The organism is Sediminispirochaeta smaragdinae DSM 11293, assembly GCF_000143985.1.
GTDB classification, from domain to species: Bacteria; Spirochaetota; Spirochaetia; order DSM-16054; family Sediminispirochaetaceae; genus Sediminispirochaeta; species Sediminispirochaeta smaragdinae.
The window spans coordinates 3247573-3265475 of the sequence record NC_014364.1 but is presented as its reverse complement, the minus strand read 5'-3'; the positions used below and the strand labels follow the sequence as shown (position 1 = coordinate 3265475).

Here is a 17903-nt window from a genome sequence, read left to right as displayed (position 1 = left end):
TGTTTCTATGCCCTCTTTTTCGCCCATTGTCCTCCGGTAACCCGATCTCTTCCTGCAAGGTCCTTTTTGACCGATACCTTCAGGAACCCTTCTTCTTGAAGCATACGGGAAATTTCGCCACTTTGTGAAGGTGCCGATTCTATAAAAAGATATCCTTCGGAGCGGAGAACGTGTCGTGATGCGGGGATGATCTTTCTGATAAGTGAAAGGCCTTCCTTTCCGCCTCTCAAGGCCCCGTCCGGTTCTTCCCACCCGGCCGAGGCCATTGCCTCTGCCTCATCATCGGTGAGGTAGGGTGGGTTGGTGACGATAAGGTCGAAAGGCGCCATTGCAAAAAGCCCCCCGAACAGGTCACTACGCATTACCACGATATCTTGATCGACAGGTAACAGTCGTTGCCGATTTCTCAAGGCCGTATCGACGGCAGCGCTGCTGATATCGGATAAAACGACTTCGGCTTCCGGCAGTTCGGAAGCAAGGGCTATGCCGATACAGCCTGATCCACAGCAAAGGTCGAGGATACGAAGTCCGCCGCCGCGCATCCCCTTTCCCGGTTCTGCCTCCTGCATCCCCGCCCCGATTGCCTCAAGAGCCGCTTCAACCAGGGTCTCCGTGTCCGGCCTGGGGATGAGAACCGCGTTGTTTACCAGAAAATCGAGGCCCCAGAACTCTCTTCGGCCGGTCAGATAGCTTACCGGCGTGCCCGTAAGGCGTTTGTGAATAAGCGTGCGAAACCGATTGGCCTCTTTTTCCGAAAGTCTATCCGGGAGCCTGACGAAAACCGTTGTCCTGTCGATTCCTGCGGCATGAGCCAAAAGCAAGGAGGCATCCAATCCGGGGGTATCGGTAAGCTCTTCTCCCGCTGCTTCAAGCAGGCCGGATGCCCAGACCAGGGCATCCCTGTAGCTTTGGAGGTGTGGCTGTTGTAAGGCCATCAAGCGTGCTGCTTCAGCAGCTCCTCGGTGATACTCAGCTTCAGCGCGTCAATCAACTCGTTCAGCGCACCTTCCATCACCTGGTCAAGTTTGTACAGGGTCAGGTTGATCCTATGATCGGTCACCCTGTTCTGGGGGAAGTTATAGGTTCTGATCCGCTCGGAACGGTCTCCCGAACCGATTTGACTCTTTCTTGCCTGGTCCCGCTCCTTGCGTTGCTTCATCTCTTCCGCCTCATACAAACGTGCCCTGAGAACCCGCAGCGCCTTTGCCTTATTTTTCAGCTGGCTCTTTTCATCCTGACAGGTGACAACCACTCCCGTAGGAATGTGGGTAACCCTGACCGCCGAGTCGGTGGTATTCACACTCTGTCCGCCGGGGCCGGAAGAACGGAAGACATCGATCTTCAGGTCTTCCGGGCTGATATCGATATCGGTCTTTTCAGCCTCGGGCAACACCGCCACCGTCACCGCCGAGGTATGAATCCTTCCCTGGCTTTCGGTGGAAGGAACCCGCTGGACCCGATGGACTCCGCTTTCGTAGCGGAGGTTGCCATAGACCTCTTTTCCCGAAATAGAAAAGATGACCTCTTTGAACCCTCCGACCTCGGTATCGCTGGATTCCATCATTTCCAGCTTCCATCCCTTTTGCTCGCTGAAGCGAGAATACATTCTATACAGGTCGGCGGCAAAGAGCGAAGCCTCATCACCCCCGGTTCCGGCACGAATTTCAATGATGGTGTTTTTCCCGTCCAGAGGATCCTTGGGAACAAGAAGAGTTTTCAGACGCTTTTCACTCTTTTCCAGATGATCTTTCAACTCTTCAAGCTCAACCTCGGCCATTTCCCTCATTTCATGGTCGCTTTCCGATTCAAGAAGCTGTTTCGTTTCTTCGATACCGGAGAGTAATTCCTTATAGTGGCCAAACTCTTCAACCGTATCCTTTAATGCGGCATGCTCCTGACTCAGCTCCTTGTAGAGGTGCATGTCTTTCATGGTATCCGGCTCACCGAGGCGTTCTTCAATCTCGGTAAAACGTGAGGCAATGCTTTCTAACTTGTCGATCATCGCTTAAAATTTCTCCTTAAAACGGGGGCAGGTATAGATGACCAATTCAAGCTCTTCGTTTTTCTCTTTTTCCCGGAGGGCCTCCTGAAGGGCCATCTGAAGTTGACAGCGGCCATTGTGTAAACAGATGGGGCAGGCGCCGTTTCCTCGGGGATTTATCTGCAGTTTCATAGTCTATGAGCATATCAGAAAAAAGGCCGTTGGGCAATCTTTGGAGAAGGGCATAGATTTTGTAAGGAGCCGGTGATACTCTGTACACATAGCGGATAAAAGGAGATGCTGTAGGAAGGGCGATGGGAAAAAAAATTAGTCTGAAACAGTTTCTCGAATCCGGAGTGTGGAAAGAGCCCACCCCGTTTCGTTTTGCCTCTTTTTCATTGCTCTTCTTATCCTTTTTCGCTCTGCTCTATCTCATCCCCACAAAGGGGCATTCCAGCCACCCCGTTGTGAATGGAATGGTTGATTTGCATGGAAAGGACCATTTCGCCCTTGCTTTGGAAGGTGAGTGGGAGTTCGCCAGAAACGCACTCACGTTTCATGATTGGAAGGAGGCAGAATATACGGTACTTCCTCATACCTGGAGCGACAGTCGCTTTGGCTATGCCTCATATAGGATTACGATATATGGATTGATTCCCGGACATGCCTATTGTCTACGGGTGCCCTACATGGGAACCGCCTATATGCTCTACCTTGACAGAACGTTGTTAGCGAAAAACGGTGTTGTCGGAACCTCCAGAGAAAACTCTCGTCCCGGTTATTTTCCCCAAGTTGTGGAGTTTCATGCACGTGAGGATCATGCCGAATTAATCTTACAGGTCTCCAATTTCGATCATCGGCGGGGGGGCGCCTTCCAATCGATCCTCCTTGCCGATCCCGATACCGTGTGGCAGGTCGATTACTGGTCCTATTTCATCGACTGGGCCTTTGTCGCTGTCTTTCTCACCATGAGCGTCTATCAACTTGCTTTCTGGATCATCAGAAGAGACCGCGCCATATGGCTGCTGGCCACCTTGCTTTTGGTTATCGGTATCAACGGCATGGTGGGAACACCAAATGTGCTTATCTTCACGTATCTTCCCGATTTCCCCTGGGAGCTTTATCAAAAGATCTGTTATTACCTCAGCTATTCAATTCCAGTGCTTCTGCTGCTTTTTTTATATGAACTTTACGGAGGAATGACGCATAAAAGCGTTTTTTTGCTGCTGGTGCCCTATGCTGCAATTCTCTTGTTTGTGACACTTAGCCCAGCCCGCTTTTACTCCCCTATTAATTCTTGGTTCCAGATATACGCATTTCTACTTTTTAGTGTCGGCTTTGCCGTTGTCTTTCAGGCTCTCATTGCCAAAAGACCGGGGTCGCGGGTCCTTCTTATCGCAATGCTGATTCTGTTCGGGTCGGTGCTCAGCAGCGCCTATTTTTCCAACGACAGAATTTCGATGGGAACCTATCTTCCTCTTTCCTTTTTGGAGTATTACAACATTCATATCAGACTCAACTCCCTTCCTGTCAATGTTGCTTCCTATCTTTTGCTTCTCATGTTGATCAACCTCTTAAGCCTTGCATACTTTTTCAAGCACCCCGACGTAACAAGGCGGAAGATATCGAACAAAGAGATGGGAGGGAACCTTTCACTTCAGAAGCAGAGCAGGGAATTGGGCCTATCGGGTCGGGAACAGGAGATAGCCCTTCTCATGCTTCAGGGAAAAACGAATAAGGAAATTTCCGACACCTTGTTCATTTCGATGAGTACCACAAAAACGCACATCTCCCGAATCTTTAAGAAAGCGACCGTTTCGACCCGTTCCGAGCTTTTTTTCCTTTTCTATAATGGAGACTCTTCTGTTGTCGATGGATGAGTTTGGAACGTGAGGCTTTCGGGCTAGTTAACGCCTCGGCTTCAGAAAACCAAAAAGACTTCCACAGAACCCGCCGACAATATGAGCAAATTCCGAAATCTGATTGGTCTGTAAGCTGTTCATGACCTCTCTGGCAAGATAGAAGAGAAGGATCAAGATAAAGGTGAGGGGCACATCTCCACTCCGAATATTCGTAAAGCTGACAAGCAGGATCATCATGAATGCCACCCCGCTGGCACCGAGCAGCGCCGTCGGAAAAAAGAGCACATTGAGAAGTCCCGTGATCAGTGCAGTGAGAAGAATCATGACAAGCAGGGATGAAGAGCCGTATTTCTCCTCGAGAATCGGACCTATCAAAAGGATGATGGAAAAATTCCCCAAAAGATGCTGCCATCCCACATGGCCGATAATATGAGTAACGAGACGAAGATAGCCGGGGGCAAAAGTGGGATCAAACCCGCCCTTGCCCGGAACGATGAAAAAGGTGGAGATCAGATGGAGACCAAAAAGCTGGTCGAGAAGCAGTACTGTCGCGGATATAAGGGCGAAGGTGAGGGTTACCGGTGCGTTATAGCGTATCTTCATGTGACTAACGATAGCCTGCTCCGGCCATTGCTGTCAAGAATTGCTCCACGTGAGACAAGCCGCTGTTTCCAGCGTTTCTGCCGGTCGGCTCTCCCCTCCAGTTCGATGCACCGTAAACTTCCCATACCCTCACCACCTTGACAGAGGGGCGTTCATATCGCTATAGTAATCTTCACACTGGACGCGTAGCTCAGCTGGATAGAGCGCCACCCTCCGGAGGTGGAAGTCGTGGGTTCGAATCCCGTCGCGTTCAAAATAAATTCTTATCTTGCCAAAGAGAGAGTTTTCAGATTACACTTTATTGATCTTTTTGTTCACGATCTTCTTGAGAGCATTCTTGACTTCTACTACGGATACAAGTTTGTCAACCATGCTTACAAGAAATGCTTCTTTATATCTGAAGAACCTGTTTGTTAGTGGCCACATATGCTTGACGATAATATCTTCTTCTATTCCATTGAGTTTGAACAACTTTTTTGCATTCTCAAGTGCAATCTTGGAATGCTTCATAGCATGGTTTCTTTTTACTCCGTCTTGCCAATTATAAAGATAGAAATCGTGCAATAACGATCCACGTGAGGTCGATTGCACATCCAGATTAAATTCTTTTGCCAAATAATAGGAAACCTGGGATACCGTCAGACAATGTTTGAGGGTACTACTGTCATGATGAGGAAAATTTGACATCTTCAGTACGTTCTCGTCGTCTATGAGATCTTTTACGATGGAAACATACTGCTGATCCATTTCTTCAGGTACTTCAGGGGGGGTGATGATAATCCCTATAGCTTTCCTGATATTATTTTGTTCGATTTTCTTTTCTAGGGTGTAGAGTAAATTATTTTTCAACTGTTCATTATAGATAGTACCAAGATTAGGGAAAACTTTCAGAAATCGTGTTTTCATTTTCTTGGAAAAAGAGGCCACGAGAATTTCATTAAACGTTTTCATGTTTGTCACTATATTGTTTATGATACGGGTAGTGCTCTTCAATTCCAAGGTACTAATAATAAAATCTGTTACGATTACTCCATATAGTATGACAGTTATATAAAACTTCTGTATGAAAGAAAGCGATGTCAATAGATGTGCTTCAACCATCGGCCGAATATAAAGCAGGAATACCGTAATTAACAAACTCCAATAGAATGTATTGAGTAGGCAGATCCTTCCGTGAAGATTTAGCGTCCTGTTGGCATAATTCCAGAGTTTTATGCGAAATATTTTTTCGATAAGAAAACCTGTAATATATTCTAATATTGTGCAAACAATCGTAAATAGTATGACTTTTATCGGAAATGGGATATTTCCCACTTTTGCATCGATTAAAATGATAATAACAGCACCAATGCCATATATTGGTATCAGCGGATTGTTGAGAAAACCGGAATTTATAAATCCTTTATGCTCCCTGAACGTTTTGTAGGCTGATTCAATAACCCATCCCAGGAATGAATACATAATAAAGGACAAGCATATATCAATATTATTAGAGAACCATTGCATCATTAAGATACCATTACCTATCTCCGGAAGATATATATCCATCCTCTCAAAGTCAATACAGCTTCATCTCAATATGCTTATGATGTTTTTATTGAAGCTCTTACTGCATCAATGTACGATTTGACATGCGGTTTTTTCAGAGCTGCTTTTCGATACACCATTCCGCTGGGGAAGGCATCTCTTCTTAGCTTGGGATTTATTTCCTTTAATCCGAATTGTTCAGCGATATGTTGCAGCGACGGCGGTATGGGTGTCAGGTATCGGGAAGAACCGACAACTTCCAGAAGATTGATCATGGAACTGCTTATATACTTAATATTTCTCTGAAGCCTGACGTCGATCTGATGCCTGTCTGATATATCATTCTGTGTTGATAGAATGTTACTATGAGAGAAGATAGCGATATCATAATCCAGTAAATCCTGTTCTGTAATGTTTTCTCTTGAAAAAATCGGATGGCTCCATACCGCAAAAAAAGAGAAACACGTATTCATCAGGTGTTCGAATACAATACCGGTCATTGGCTTTAGTGAGCCAAGATCGCAGAAAATTATATCGAACTGACCTTTGAGGAATTGTTCATACAACGTATCGGAGAAACCAGTTATTATCCGTATTTGTGTATCGGGGAACTGAGTGGTAAACTGCTGAATTACGTTGGGGAATATACTGTACTGCCAGACCAGGCCGGAACCGATTGTTAGTTTTCTGATGTTTTGATTCTTAAGATAGTCTATTTCCTGTAAGGCATAATTAAATTCATTACCCATGGAACAAACTTGTTTGTAAAGGATATTCCCGTATTCAGTAATTTCCACCCCTTTATTTTTTCTTATAAAAAGAGGTGTATCCAGAATCTCTTCCAGAAGCTTTATGCTTCTGGAAAGAGCTGGCTGAGAAATATGGAGGACTTCCGAAGCCCTTAATATGGAAGAGGTCTCCGCTACCGTTTTAAAATGTTCCAGGTATTTGTGTAAGATTATAACTCCCCAATCAAATAGTATTTATAGATCATGATATAAGATTTTCTTATATTTATCAAGAAATATTGTATTAGACAATATAACAAACCCGATGTTTAATTAACTATGTCAAGATTCGTGCACACTTCCTGACATTTATCATCACAATGTAAAGGAGACGGTGTAGTGAGTATAAAGAAGATCTCTATTGTAGCGGTTCTCATTTCTTGTCTGGCTGTTTCGGGTTTTGCCAACGGGCAGGGAGAGACTAACTTTCCAGATCGTCCTATTCAGAATATCTTTCCCTGGGGACCTGGAGCTACCTATGCGGCTTCACAGGTTGTAGCGAATGCCATGGGGGAAAATCTTGGCGTAAATGTGAGCGTAACATCAACAACAGGAGCCAGCGGTGTCAAAGCGGCCATGACGGTGATGTCCAAACCGGCGGACGGATATACAATTTTTGATGGTTATGTGGCTCCCTTAATACTTTCTCCTCTTTTTGGAAAAACTGATTATACATTTGAAGATTTTAAACCCCTCTACGGTGTTGTTTCCAATGCCTTTACCATCGTTGTATGCAAGGACGACGACAGGTTCCCCGATCTTACTGCTCTTATTGAGTATGCGAAAGCGAATCCCGGTGTTCTCAGCTACAGCTCAGGAGCCGATATTTCTCTTCCCCATATGTCTTCGGCGTCACTTCTTAAGAGCACCGGAGCTGTAACGAGGCATGTTCCCTATAATGATTCCAACGAAGGAATTAAGGAACTGCTGGCCGGCGAACTTGATTTTAATGTTATGAACTCGGGAGGGTACAACACCTATAAAGACGAGGTTCGAATCCTGGCTGTCCTCAGTGATCTTCCCCAGCCTGCATTCCCGGGTATGCCGCTGGTAAAGGATTTTGGCTACTCCATCGGTTTGGATGGGCTGGCCGCTACCGGGTGGACCTGGTGGCTTGTCCGTAAGGAAACCCCCGATGATGTCGCGGAAGTACTAAGAGCGGCTCTTAAAAAGGCTCTTGATGATCCGAAGATTCAGAAGCAGGTTTCCGATATGGGATATCTTCCCATGCCCACAGATGTTTACAATCCTGAAAATTATATTAAAGAATGTACTCTCATGACAGAACAGCTGAAGTCTGCCTTGGCGGCTATCGAATGGGAAAAAGCAGAAATCAAAAAATATAATAAGTAACAGGTATTTCGTTATACGGGATAGGAATACACTTTCCCGTATAACATAAAACAGATAAACATCAGGAGAGATTATGAAAATATCACAAAAACAGAAGCAGGAACTGATTATCAGCTGGTGTTTTTCTCTTGTACCCCTGATTGCTCTATTCGAAACGTACACGAAATTTGTTGATCTGGGGATGAACACCGGAGGAGGGGAACAAAATGCAGCTCTTTTTCCCCGGATGATTTCTTTCCTGCTGTTATTCCTGATAGGAATTAATACTGTACGAATTTTTATTCAGGCCAGTAATAGTCCCTCTGATGAAAAAGCTGTTCCGATCTTTGAATCTGAGGGACGAAAGCGTCTTGCGCTTATGTTTGTATGCTTTGTGGCATATGTTATTGCCCTGAGCATCCTGGGGTATTATGTGAGTACGCCGCTTGCCCTGCTTGTCTTTTTTTTCATATTGGGAGTCCGGAAAACCATACCTCTCATCCTTTTATCTATCGGAACTACTGTTTTTATCTGGTACGCGTTCGCGATATTGCTCAAGGTTGTATTGCCCGTAGGCAAGTTCGGCCTTTACTTTTAAGGATTCTTTATGTTTTTAGAATTGTTACATGCCGGAATTCCTGCTTATTTCAGTTTTGCTAATCTTTTTTTTACCGCAGTAGGTGTCTTCATTGGTATCTTGATCGGTATTCTGCCTGGCTTGGGACCTCTTTTGGGCCTTACCCTGTTGACGCCCATGGCCATGAATCTGAATCCTTTTACCGGTATGGGATTACTCCTCGGAATATTCGTCGGCGGCACGGCTGGTGGTGCTATATCGGCTATTCTTCTCAAAATTCCTGGTACTCCTATTGCCGCAGCAACACTTCTTGATGGGTATCCCTTGGCTCAAAAAGGAAAAGCCCCTTTTGCTGTCAGCCTGGCTATAACCACCTCGGCTTTTGGAGGGATTATCGGTGGAATCTATCTGATCTTTTTCTCTCCGCTACTTGCTAAAGTTGCTCTTAAATTTTCTCCTCCTGAATATTTTGCACTGGCTCTTACCGGTGTTCTCTGTATTGCTGTTGTCTCCAAAGGTTCAACAATAAAAGGACTGATGACAGGATGTCTCGGATTACTTCTGGCCACCGTAGGAATGGATCCTTTTATGAGCAACTTCCGTTTTACCTTCGGTACAGTGGCTCTCTCCGGAGGTATTGGAATTGTTGCCATGGTAATCGGGTTGTTTGCCATCAGTGAAATGTTCCTTCAGGTAGAACGTGGAGATTTTGATACCAGTCCGCATTTAAAAGTATTCTTTCCGCCGATTAGTGCGATAACGGAAAATTTCAAACAAAGATTCAATCTTTTTCGGTCAAGTACTATTGGTACCTTTATAGGCGCCCTTCCCGGTGCCGGTTCGGTGATCGCCAGTTTCCTATCGTATGCTGTGGCAAAAAACAGTTCCAAACACCCGGAAAAATACGGAACGGGAATTCCTGATGGCGTCATAGCTACCGAATCGGCCAATAATGCCTGCTGCGGAGGAACCCTCATCCCTTCTCTGACCATGGCTCTTCCGGGAGATCCCTGTTCTGCCATGCTCTTAGCGGCCCTTATGTTGTTAGGATATATTCCGGGACCGCGTCTCTTTATTCAAAATCAGGATTTGATAGGAGGAATCTTTCTTGCGTATATCAGTTCCAACGTATTTCTTCTTATTTTAGGACTATTATTCCTTCCACTTTTTGTCATGTTTCTGAATGTTAAAAAGAAATATCTTATTCCCGTGATCCTGATACTTTGCGCTGTCGGATCTTATGGAATGGAGACTTCCATTAATGATCTCTGGATAACCCTTATTTTTGGAATCCTTGCTTTTATTATTCAAAAATTTAATTACCCTTTGGCTCCTTTTGTTATAGCTAAAGTACTTGGACCTATTATGGAAGAAAATTTTCGCCGTTCACTCATTATGTCGGGAGATCACGCTTCGATTTTCTTTACACGTCCGATTACGTTGGGAATCCTTATTGCTAATTTTATACTGCTTTTCATAACAATTGTTCCGGTTAAACAACTTTTGGGCCGGTCAAAAAATTGAAGATAATTATTTAGGAGAATGATTGAAATGAAAACAATATTCCTGCTCTTCGATTCTCTCAACAGGAAGGCCCTCGGGGCCTATGGAAGTTCAATGCCGACGCCGAATTTCGATCGCCTGCAGCAAAAATCTATTCTATTTTCAAACCATTATGCCGGGAGTATGCCGTGTATTCCTGCCCGAAGGGATATGCAAACCGGACGATATAATTTTTTCCATAGTTCCTGGGGACCGATGGAACCCTATGATAACTCGCTGCCCCGTATCCTTCGGGAAGAAAAAGGGGTATATAGCCACATCGCCACCGACCATGCCCATTATTTTGAAGATGGAGGAACCAACTACTGCACCAACTTCAATACCTGGGAATTTCACCGGGGACAGGAATATGATCCCTGGATACCGGTTGTTAATCCCGATATGGAAGAATTACAGGGAAAATACGATCGCCGGCATTATGATTTTCAGAAGGGAGCACGAAGTAGCCATAAACTGCAGTTTGCCAAAAACAAACTATACAGGATGAAAGAAAAATCTGACTTTCCCATGACCCGGTGTTTTGATTCCGCTTTGCGCTTTCTTGATATAAACAGGAATGCCGATAACTGGTTTCTGCATCTGGAATGCTTTGATCCGCATGAACCTTTTGATATTCCTCAGGAGTATATCGATCGCTATGATCTGGATCGGAATGCCATACTGAACTGGCCAAACTACGCAAGGCCTGTTGAGAGCCCTGAAGAGATAGATTATATCCGAAGAACGTATATGGCTCTTGTTTCTTTTTGTGATGACCAGCTGGGCAGACTTCTGGATTACATGGACAAAGAAAACATGTGGGAAGATACGGCTCTGATTATGACCACGGATCATGGTTTTTTGCTTTCCGAGCATGATTGGTGGGCTAAGGTTGTTATGCCGAATTACCAGGAGGTATCGCATCTTCCGTTGATGATGTATCATCCGGATTTTAAAGAAATGGCCGGTCAGCGTAGAAACTATACAACCTCCACGATTGACCTTATGCCGACAGTCCTGGATTGGTACGGATGCAATATCCCTTCGGAAGTTCAAGGGCGTTCTTTAGTCCCTGTAATGAAAGAAGACAGTTCGGCTGAAAGAGTTGTCTGCTGTGGTGTTTTCGGCGGAACCGCATTAATCACGAACGGACGATATGCTTATCACCTCTGTCCGAAATATTTGGACAGCACAAACCTCTATGAATACAGACATCATCCCTGCCACATGCGAGGTCAGTTTTCTATAGAAGAGATGAAAGATACCACGCTCCATAAGGGGTTTGATTTTACAAAAGGTATGCCCATTATGAAGATAAAAGGAAGAGACGATTCCAAACGTGTTCCCAATCACGACGAACAGAGGTTTCAGGATTCGGAAACGCGGCTTTTTGATTTACTCAATGATCCGAATGAACAGAATGCCATTAGGAACCCCCAGGTTGAACAGCTGCTGCAGCACCGTTTTCGCAGCATTATGGAATATCACGATGCTCCTCCGGAAATGATCGAACGTTTTGCCTTATAGCCCTCCGAGTTTTTTATTGAGGTTTGTATTCCCAGCTTTTCGGACCCGTCAATGGTGATCTCTGCGGTCTGACGGGTTCCTAAGGCGTGAGAATAAAAAGAGTTTGGACAGGCCGGTTTTCTTATCGGCCGGTATCCGTATCAGTGCGGAATGCTGAGCCTTACCTATAGAGGTGTCATGGGATGAACAAAAAGGTCAATTATCCTTTCAATATATTGGCAAAGCCTTTTGGCCCGATTTGTAATTTATATTGTTCGTACTGTTTTTATTTGAAAAAAGAAACACTTTTCCCTCACGAAAATCGTTCAGATTTTGCCATGAAACCTGAAATACTGGAAAGCTTTATACGCCAGTATATAGAAGCTCAGCCGGAAGGTGAAAAAGAGGTAACGTTCGGATGGCAGGGAGGAGAGCCTACCCTTCTGGGAGTTGATTTTTTCAGAAATGTTGTAAAACTTCAAAAGAAATATAATGTAAGAGGCCTTACGGTAAAAAATGGTCTTCAGACAAATGGTACGTTAATTACCGATGAATTTGCAAAATTTCTGAAGGAAGAAGATTTTCTTGTAGGGATCAGCATAGATGGTCCGGAATACCTTCATAATAAATACAGGCTTGACCGGGAAGGGAAAGGAAGTTTCAGCCGGGTAATGGCCGGTCTGGAAAATCTGAAAAAAAACAATGTAGATTTCAATACCCTTACTGTTGTACAAAACGACAATTCAAAGCATCCGTTTGAGGTTTATCGCTTTCTTAAGGACGTCGGCTCTACATTTCTTCAGTTTATACCTATTGTCGAGCCTGATAACGGACAGACGAAAAAACTGGTCTCAAAACGCACTGTCTCGCCGGAGGACTGGGGAACATTTCTTGTTGCTGTATTTCAGGATTGGATTAAAGAAGACATCGGGAACATATATGTCCAGCATTTCGATCTAATTTTGGGACTCTACATCGGGGAACCGGCATCTCTGTGTGTGCATAGCAAATATTGTGGGAAAGCTTTAGCCATTGAACATAATGGGAATATATACAGTTGTGATCATTTTGTGTCGCCAGATACCTATCTGGGGAACATCTCCGGTTCGTTGGCTGAAATAGTTGAGGGTGAAAAACAACAGAGGTTTGGGAAAAATAAATTTGACCTACTCCCGGAGGAATGTCTTGTGTGTCCGTATCTTTCCCTGTGCTATGGAGGCTGTCCCAAAGATAGACTTATTGCCGGACGAAAAGGGAAATTGAACTGGCTTTGTGAGGGATACAAGTATTTTTATGAAACAACCGTTCCGGTCTTCTCAGCAATGGCGGCAGCCTTAAAACATCACAGGCCTGCGTCTACATATAAAGATTATTTTTGTTTGCCGCCGTCATTATTAAGCAAGATTGGCCGTAACGACCCATGTCCATGTCTGAGCGGTAAAAAATTTAAACATTGTCATGGTCAGAGGTAGCTTTGCTACCTGGAAAATTTTTAACGACAGGTGATTTTATTCGATGCACATTTTTTATTTTGTTATCAGCCTTGCGGCTTCCATTGTAGGCGCTATAAGTGGTATCGGCGGCGGCGTCATTATAAAACCTGTTCTTGATAGTATCGGTTCATTCGACGTAAGAACAATCAGTTTTCTTTCAGGAAATACCGTTCTTGCCATGACTATTTCGACCTTGGTTCAAAGTCGAAAAAATGAGATTAGAATTGACAAAAAGAAAAGTACGTTTCTGGCCCTCGGTGGAATTATCGGGGGACTTATGGGAAAATATCTTTTCGACATAATTCGTTCTACACATGGGAATGAGCAGCTTATAGGAGGGACACAGTCTCTGCTGCTGATGTTGTTGATAGGCGGAGTTATAGTTTTCACAGTGTACAAGGAGAAGATTAAGCCACATCGGTTCGGAAATATATTTTTCTGCATATCGACAGGAGTTCTGCTTGGAGGAATAGCATCCTTTTTAGGTATAGGAGGAGGGCCTATAAATCTTACAATTCTATATTTATTTTTTGCAATGGATTCCAAGTCTGCAGCACTTAACTCAATCTACATAATCTTTTTCTCACAGTTGACGAACCTGATCTTTACGGTGGTAATGGGAAATGTGCCTGAATTCCCACCGTTGACGATGTTACTAATGATAACCGGAGGAGTAGTGGGAGGGATAACTGGCTCTATGATAACAAAGCGAATGAGCCATAAGGGGGTTGATTATCTGTTCACGGGAGTAATGGTGGTTATTGTATTCATAAATCTTTGCAATTTTATACGATGGATATTACTCTGATACAGATATATGGGAGGTTAGGTCTACATGTGGCGTCGAGGCCTGAGAGGATAGCGTCGATGTACTCCAGGAAATGGGCTAAGCGGCATCTGATCCTTACTCCTGTAATGCCTCGATCTCCTGCTGCCTGAGGCCGGTAAGCTCGGATATTTCCTGAATCGAGTACCCTTTTGCCAGCATCTTTTGGGCAGTGATGATGGCACGCTGCTTTTCACCTTGCTCAAGCATCATTTTATCATGTTCTTTCATTTTGGTAAGTAGCATGGATTTTACCTCCACAATGTCGTTTATCCGGGATAAAACCGGTTGTTTTTGTTGTTCCTCGACAGAAGCAAAGAAGTTGTTCAGCCACTGAACCAGCAGCTGGACCGCTTCAAGTTTCTCCTCGGTAATAATGGAAAGGAAGATATCAATCTCAGCCTCAAGCTCTTCGGGAGAGGAGTTCTCGGCATAGAAGACCGCGGAAAGAGCGTTTTTGACCTTCGCCAGGCTCTGTTTTGGGATCTGGTTCTCGATAACCGGGTAGTACTGGAAGGATGGGATGTACTTTTCCGGGATGGACTGTTCGATGAGGTCCCGGCTGTTAAGTGGAGCGGTCCACCTTCTGTCGCCGTTGTAGATGAGGATGGGAAAGACGGCAGGGAAGCGGCCGGATTCGGTTGTTTGATGGAAGCTTTGGTAGAACTCGGTGATGTAGCGAAGGAACCTGAGGGGCATGGAGTGGTCGACGGAGGACTGAAACTCGATGAGAAGGAAGAGGAAGAGGGGTTTATCGGTGTAATTGATCTTCCAGATGATATCGGATTCCCTGGTTTTGAAGTCTTCGGTGACGAAACTTTTGTCGACCCTTTCGAGGGAATCGAAATCGAGTTTGCGAACGAAACGTTCCTTGACAAAGGACTCCATGAGGCGCTGAACGAAGATGGGGTGAGAGAAGAGGAACTTATAGCGTGTATCATGCTCGCCTGCCATGAGGTAATAGTACTACGGGAAAGGTGGTTTGGGCAATTGAGGGAGCTCTATGAGGATGCGTTAAGGAGACGGAGGGCGCCGGAGGCGGTCCGAGGCGTAAGGCGAGGACGGGAGCGATAAGCGCACCCCGGAGTCGACTGGCCCGAGCCGAAGGCGAGGGCAACGCCCAAAAAAACTTTAGCCTGTTTGAAGTAAGAGAATGAAAGGCCAATGGCTCCTGAGCATCTGATGAACTCTGCAGTGTGCCTTTGTCGTTTCTGTTTTCGTATTGCTTACCACCAGGATTCCGAACAGTAGGAGATTTGTTAGGTATTGTAAATTTATCCATCATCGTAAATTTTTACAAAAATAAATTGACATATTAAAAATTCAGCGCGAGAATAAATTAACAGCGTTTACTTGTTAAGGAGATAGAGGAAACATAGTGCAAGATGCGGGCATAAATCAGGATAATAGTAAGGTTCACAACAGATCATTAATACTCAAGTTGATAAAGAAGTATCCGGGAATTACAAGAAGGGACTTGTCGACATCAACGGGCTTAAGTAAAGCAGCGATCACGAAAATCGTTGGTCCTTTTTTGTCCAGTGGCATCATTTCGGAGGAAAGCGATAACCCAAAATCACGAAACAAGGGCTTGCTTTTCACTGAAAACAGATTTTATGTCATTGTTATTTATCTGGGACGTTTGTCGATTACTGGTGGAATATATGATATCGGAGGTTCTATCATTGCCAGACAAAAGTCGCCATCCGGTATTTCTTTCTACGGAAATGATGATCTCCCCGATCATTCCCTGGCACTGATTGAGTCTCTTATAAAAGAAAGCAATATTCGCATTGATAAATTTCTTGCAATCGGAATAGCGGCTCCTGGAGCCGTTAGTGCAAAAAAAGGATTTGTCTTTAACCGATCGATTTCATTCAATGGTTTGGCCAAACCTGTCCCATTCAATTGGGGGAAAATAAATTTAGTCGAGCGCATAGAGGATAAGACGGGATTACCTGTTTTTATCGACAACAATTCAAATCTGGCAGCTTTAGCGGAAAGTTGGTTCGGCAAGGGAGTCGGAGTAAATAATTTTGTGCAGTATTCAATAGGCCTTGGTATCGGCGGGGGAGCTATAATCAATGGTCAACTTTATCGAGGTAACGATAATATTGCCTGCGAGATAGGGCATGTTCCTATTCAAATCGACGGGAAACCCTGCTTCTGTGGGAACAGGGGATGTTTAGAAACAGAGGCAGGCTTTAAGAGAATTGTTGAGCAATATTATGCTGACCAGACAGTAATAGGTGAAGACCAGGTAATCGAAAAACTTAAATTATTCTTTCGGCAGGTCGACCGAGGTGAGGATAAAGCAACTTTTTTAATGGAATCTCATTCAAAAATAGTTGCTATTGGAGCCGTCATTCTTATTAATCTTTTTAACCCGGAAAAATTGATCATCTCTCCTAACGATGTAGACGGTATTAATTTGGATAGAATGGTAAAAGAAATTGAAAAATATGTACGAAGATATGCTTACCCAGTAGTTTCCGAAAAGGTATGTATCGAATCTTCTGAGCTGGGCGATGATATTCATTTGTGCGGGGCATATACATCGATTTTAGAGAATCTCTATACACTTATTTTAGCTAAGAAAAAGAGTGAATCTGGATAAACAATATTGAGAAGAGAAGGGCTATGTCTTTCTCTTTCGTGAAATAGCCTAAGGCAAGGCCTTGAAAGATTATTTGTTTGAGCGCTCAGAAGATCCTTATCCCTATGGTGTGGATCAGTCCATAGGGAACGCTGGTCCGTAATTCTTCATTGCATCTAAAACAGTTGGTGATTTTTTTAATGATGCGAACGTTGTAAATTTACCGGTATTACAAACGTTTGTATTAGATCGCCATAGGCGATTACCATTATTTAAGAGGAGATAAAAATGAAAAAAACATTTTTGCTACTGATTATTTTTACGGTTTTGGTGTCGATGCCTATCTTTGCAAATGGGCAGAACGAGTCAAAGGAATCTCAGGATGAATCGCTACAGATTTCCGTAGTTCTAAAGGCGCTTACGAGCGAATACTGGAATACTGTGCGTGAAGGGTGCGAAGCCGCCGGGGAAAAGTATGGTGTTGCGGTAACGGTAGTGGGTCCTAACTCTGAGAGCGAGATTGCGGCTCAGGTGACCCAAATTGAAGAGCAGGTTTCGACACGTCCCGATGCTCTCATTATAGCGCCTCTCGAGGAGAGCGCGGTTATCGGTGCTTCCCGTCCTGCCCTTGACGCCGGTATTCCGGTACTTGCATTGGATACGGATTTTGGTCTTAAGGGAAAAACAACCTTTGTGGGAACAAGTAATAAAACTGCGGCTCAGATGGGTGGTGAATGGCTTGCCAAACAACTTGGTTCGGGGAAAAAGGTTGTCTTAATTGCCGGGCAATTAGGTGAAGTTACAAGCAATATGCGGATGGATGGATTTACTGCAGGTCTTCAAGCAGGAGGTGTCGAGGTTCTGGATGTAAAGTCTGGTAATAATACTGCTGAGGGATCGATCAAAGTGATGGAGGACTATCTTACCAGATTTAGGGGAGAGATCGATGGTGTCTGTACCGAAAACGACGATGAAGCCATAGGTACAATTGAGGCAATTAAGCAGTCAAACGATCCTAATAAAGACAAGATCATGGTTGTCGGATTTAATGGCGACTCGGGGTATCTGCAACTGATGGATAGCGGTCAGATCAATGCTGCTGCCACTGTTGCGCAGCAGCCGTACCTTATGGGATATCTTGCTGTTGAGGCTGCCGTAAAAACGATAAACGGTGAAACTGTCTCTCCTATTATTGATGTTCCTGCAAACTTGATCACAAAAGAAAATCTGAAGGATTTCTTGAAAGAATAGTATCTCCTTACAGAAAGAA

At 44.4% G+C, this 17903-nt stretch carries 17 protein-coding genes, 1 tRNA gene and 1 pseudogene; 10 read left to right on the top strand and 9 right to left on the bottom strand.

Features of this window, described 5'->3' with window-relative positions; genetic code table 11:
- Nucleotides 1-5: 5 nt before the first annotated feature.
- From prmC to SPIRS_RS22525, 3 genes are read right to left on the bottom strand one after another with little or no spacing between them, the layout of a single operon-like run.
- The gene (gene prmC / locus SPIRS_RS15375; protein ID WP_013255606.1) at nucleotides 6-935 is read right to left on the bottom strand and encodes a peptide chain release factor N(5)-glutamine methyltransferase; all 930 of its coding nucleotides are present in this window, start codon (nucleotides 933-935) and stop codon (nucleotides 6-8) included.
- A complete protein-coding gene (gene prfA / locus SPIRS_RS15370) occupies nucleotides 935-2002 on the bottom strand; it encodes a peptide chain release factor 1 (protein ID WP_013255605.1) in 1068 nt (355 codons plus the stop codon). Before prfA ends, prmC begins: the two co-directional genes overlap by 1 nt.
- 3 nt (nucleotides 2003-2005) lie before the next feature.
- Nucleotides 2006-2173 carry a hypothetical protein gene (locus SPIRS_RS22525; RefSeq protein WP_013255604.1) on the bottom strand — a complete coding sequence of 56 codons (168 nt, stop codon included), beginning with the start codon at nucleotides 2171-2173 and terminating at the stop codon, nucleotides 2006-2008.
- Nucleotides 2174-2295: 122 nt separating this feature from the next.
- On the opposite strand from SPIRS_RS22525, the gene SPIRS_RS15365 reads away from it, so the two are divergent.
- Entirely contained in the window at nucleotides 2296-3861 is a 1566-nt protein-coding gene (locus SPIRS_RS15365; protein ID WP_013255603.1) for a LuxR C-terminal-related transcriptional regulator, read from the top strand.
- A 27-nt stretch (nucleotides 3862-3888) separates the two neighbouring features.
- On the opposite strand, the gene SPIRS_RS15360 is transcribed toward SPIRS_RS15365, so the two are convergent.
- Complete coding sequence (locus SPIRS_RS15360) at nucleotides 3889-4446, bottom strand: rhomboid family intramembrane serine protease (protein ID WP_013255602.1); 558 nt, start codon at nucleotides 4444-4446, stop codon at nucleotides 3889-3891.
- Entirely contained in the window at nucleotides 4443-4571 is a 129-nt protein-coding gene (locus SPIRS_RS22770; RefSeq protein ID WP_281046751.1) for a hypothetical protein, read from the bottom strand. The genes SPIRS_RS15360 and SPIRS_RS22770 overlap by 4 nt, the downstream gene beginning before the upstream one ends.
- 54 nt (nucleotides 4572-4625) lie before the next feature.
- Between SPIRS_RS22770 and SPIRS_RS15355 the strand changes: the two genes are divergently transcribed.
- A tRNA-Arg gene (locus SPIRS_RS15355) sits at nucleotides 4626-4699 on the top strand.
- Between the two features lie 38 nt (nucleotides 4700-4737).
- On the opposite strand, the gene SPIRS_RS22205 is transcribed toward SPIRS_RS15355, so the two are convergent.
- From SPIRS_RS22205 to SPIRS_RS22905, 3 genes and pseudogenes are all read right to left on the bottom strand, one after another.
- Nucleotides 4738-5994: a putative ABC transporter permease gene (locus tag SPIRS_RS22205; protein WP_013255601.1), complete on the bottom strand. Its 1257-nt coding sequence runs from the start codon at nucleotides 5992-5994 to the stop codon at nucleotides 4738-4740.
- A gap of 35 nt (nucleotides 5995-6029) precedes the next feature.
- Nucleotides 6030-6722 (bottom strand): substrate-binding domain-containing protein, encoded by a 693-nt coding sequence (locus SPIRS_RS15345; protein ID WP_041866111.1) that lies wholly within the window; start codon nucleotides 6720-6722, stop codon nucleotides 6030-6032.
- Nucleotides 6723-6761: 39 nt separating this feature from the next.
- Nucleotides 6762-6917, bottom strand: a pseudogene (locus SPIRS_RS22905) (helix-turn-helix domain-containing protein); the annotation flags it as partial.
- Nucleotides 6918-7100: 183 nt separating this feature from the next.
- Between SPIRS_RS22905 and SPIRS_RS15340 the strand changes: the two are divergent.
- From SPIRS_RS15340 to SPIRS_RS15315, 6 genes are all read left to right on the top strand, one after another.
- The gene (locus SPIRS_RS15340) at nucleotides 7101-8114 is read left to right on the top strand and encodes a tripartite tricarboxylate transporter substrate binding protein (RefSeq protein WP_013255599.1); all 1014 of its coding nucleotides are present in this window, start codon (nucleotides 7101-7103) and stop codon (nucleotides 8112-8114) included.
- A gap of 73 nt (nucleotides 8115-8187) precedes the next feature.
- Nucleotides 8188-8691 carry a tripartite tricarboxylate transporter TctB family protein gene (locus SPIRS_RS21845; protein ID WP_013255598.1) on the top strand — a complete coding sequence of 168 codons (504 nt, stop codon included), beginning with the start codon at nucleotides 8188-8190 and terminating at the stop codon, nucleotides 8689-8691.
- Between the two features lie 9 nt (nucleotides 8692-8700).
- Nucleotides 8701-10194, top strand: a complete 1494-nt coding sequence (locus SPIRS_RS15330; RefSeq protein WP_013255597.1) for a tripartite tricarboxylate transporter permease — start codon at nucleotides 8701-8703, stop codon at nucleotides 10192-10194.
- A 27-nt stretch (nucleotides 10195-10221) separates the two neighbouring features.
- On the top strand, nucleotides 10222-11739 hold the full coding sequence (locus tag SPIRS_RS15325) for a sulfatase (RefSeq protein WP_013255596.1): 1518 nt from the start codon (nucleotides 10222-10224) through the stop codon (nucleotides 11737-11739).
- Nucleotides 11740-11921: 182 nt separating this feature from the next.
- Nucleotides 11922-13190, top strand: a complete 1269-nt coding sequence (locus SPIRS_RS15320) for an anaerobic sulfatase maturase (protein ID WP_013255595.1) — start codon at nucleotides 11922-11924, stop codon at nucleotides 13188-13190.
- A 43-nt stretch (nucleotides 13191-13233) separates the two neighbouring features.
- Nucleotides 13234-14019 (top strand): sulfite exporter TauE/SafE family protein, encoded by a 786-nt coding sequence (locus SPIRS_RS15315; RefSeq protein WP_013255594.1) that lies wholly within the window; start codon nucleotides 13234-13236, stop codon nucleotides 14017-14019.
- A gap of 96 nt (nucleotides 14020-14115) precedes the next feature.
- On the opposite strand, the gene SPIRS_RS15310 is transcribed toward SPIRS_RS15315, so the two are convergent.
- A complete protein-coding gene (locus SPIRS_RS15310; protein WP_013255593.1) occupies nucleotides 14116-14991 on the bottom strand; it encodes an Rpn family recombination-promoting nuclease/putative transposase in 876 nt (291 codons plus the stop codon).
- A 424-nt stretch (nucleotides 14992-15415) separates the two neighbouring features.
- Between SPIRS_RS15310 and SPIRS_RS15305 the strand changes: the two genes are divergently transcribed.
- Both SPIRS_RS15305 and SPIRS_RS15300 read left to right on the top strand, forming a co-directional pair.
- Complete coding sequence (locus SPIRS_RS15305; RefSeq protein WP_013255592.1) at nucleotides 15416-16654, top strand: ROK family transcriptional regulator; 1239 nt, start codon at nucleotides 15416-15418, stop codon at nucleotides 16652-16654.
- Between the two features lie 267 nt (nucleotides 16655-16921).
- Nucleotides 16922-17884 (top strand): sugar ABC transporter substrate-binding protein, encoded by a 963-nt coding sequence (locus tag SPIRS_RS15300; RefSeq protein ID WP_013255591.1) that lies wholly within the window; start codon nucleotides 16922-16924, stop codon nucleotides 17882-17884.
- Nucleotides 17885-17903: the final 19 nt, after the last annotated feature.